This is a genomic window from Acidithrix ferrooxidans, from assembly GCF_000949295.1.
Taxonomy (GTDB): domain Bacteria; phylum Actinomycetota; class Acidimicrobiia; order Acidimicrobiales; family Acidimicrobiaceae; genus Acidithrix; species Acidithrix ferrooxidans.
The window spans coordinates 1-1,824 of record NZ_JXYS01000159.1 but is presented as its reverse complement, the minus strand read 5'-3'; the positions used below and the strand labels follow the sequence as shown (position 1 = coordinate 1,824).

The window sequence follows — 1,824 nt, the reverse complement described above, 5'->3', positions numbered from 1 at the left end:
GTCACAACTTTTATGTCAAAACTTCCTAAATTGCACAGAAAGCCATTTAGCGGTTATTCAAATTCAAAGAAGGTATCTTTTGCAAGATCTACTTTCGGTGTCATCTCATTCGTAAGTAGATCATTTAAGAGAATTGCCCTATCTCTTATCTGTCTAGTAGGTGCTATTGGATTTTCAACGATATCACCAAGTGGTGCCTCTACTGGTACCACTTCCTCAAATACAATCCTTTATGCAGCGGCAAGCTCAACTGGTATAGGCAACTGTGCTGACGCAAACGATGCATGTGACCTTGCAACTGCACTAACCAAGGTAACCGCAGGTGAAACAATCGACCTCGTAACGCCAGGGAGCACCAACTCCTATGAAGGCAACTTCACCCTCAATACAAACGGTACCTCACTGACCGCACCAATCACGATACAACCTGCTCCTGGGGTAACAAACCCAACTCTTGATGGAAATAACAGCGGTACGGTCCTAACAATCAACACCAACGTATACGTCAACTTGATTGGAGTAACGATTACGGGTGGACAAGCAGCAGGGGGCGGCATCAACAACTCCGGCACTCTCACCGCCACCAACGACACCATCTCAAATAACAAAGCTTACGGCGGCCAAGGCGGTGGCATCTACAACTCCGGTACCCTCACCGCCACCAACTCCACCATCAGCAAAAACAGTGCCCTTGGCGGCGGCCAAGGCGGTGGCATCTACAACTCCGGTACCCTCACCGCCACCAACTCCACCATCAGCAAAAACAGTGCCCTTGGCGGCGGCCAAGGCGGTGGCATCATGAACTTCGGTAGCCTAACCGCCACTAATGACACCATCTCAAATAATTCGGCCGACTATGGCGGTGGCATCATGAACTTCGGTAGCCTAACCGCCACTAATGACACCATCTCCCATAACAGTGATGGCCTCGGCGGCGCGATCGAAAACGGTGGCCCCACCTTCACCCTCGCCGCCTCAATAGTCGCCGATCAGGCTTCCGGCCCCGATTGCGCTGGCTCTTTGCCCATCACTGACGCTGGCTACAACTTGGCAGACGGTTCTTCGTGTGGCCTAAGTTTATCGAACCATTCACTTAGCAATACCCCAATCACCCTTCCATCACTGAATAGCAACGGTGGCCCAACTCAAACAATTGCAATCGATCAAAACTCGCCCGCCTACAACGCGATCCCAGTTGATACTGGCCTCTGTGGTCCTACGGCTACTGTTGGAAAAAGCTTGGTTCCAAATGGTATAACTGTCCCATCAACAGATCAAAGGGGATACCAAAGACCAGAATCAAGCAACCCTAATTTTTGCTCAATAGGTTCATATCAATACACCTACGCACCAATAATCACGTCGATTAGTCCAAGTGGTACATATGCCCCTGGATCAGTTGTAACAGTTACAGGAAGTAACTTCTTCAATACAAAGAACTTATCAGATATAACTGGCATCACCATCGATAACGTAGCTGTAGTTACCTACAGCGTCAACTCAAATACCTCTATAACACTGACAGTTCCAAGTGGAATTATAACTTCTACCGACTCTCCACTTGTGATATCCAATAGCGATGGACCATCACTTGCCTACAGCATCTCAACAGTTGCGAGTCCGTCAACCCTTTATGTTTCACAGAAAGGTAGCGATAAAAAGTAACACCACATGTATTCAAGTTACGCCGTGTCTAACAATTGCAAATGCAATTACTAATGCAAATAACGGTGACACCATCAATGTAGGTTCATCATCTGCAACTAGTCCCTTCCGGGAGGCAGTGACTGTCAGCAAAGACCTCACGATTACTGGCCAAGGTGC

The 1,824-nt window shown here is 48.2% G+C and carries 1 protein-coding gene; it reads left to right on the top strand.

Annotation, left to right across the window (positions count from 1 at the left end):
* A partial coding sequence (locus AXFE_RS20255; protein WP_200891366.1) for an IPT/TIG domain-containing protein occupies positions 1-1,665 on the top strand: 1,665 nt, incomplete at its 5' end.
* Between the last annotated feature and the right edge of the window lie 159 nt (positions 1,666-1,824).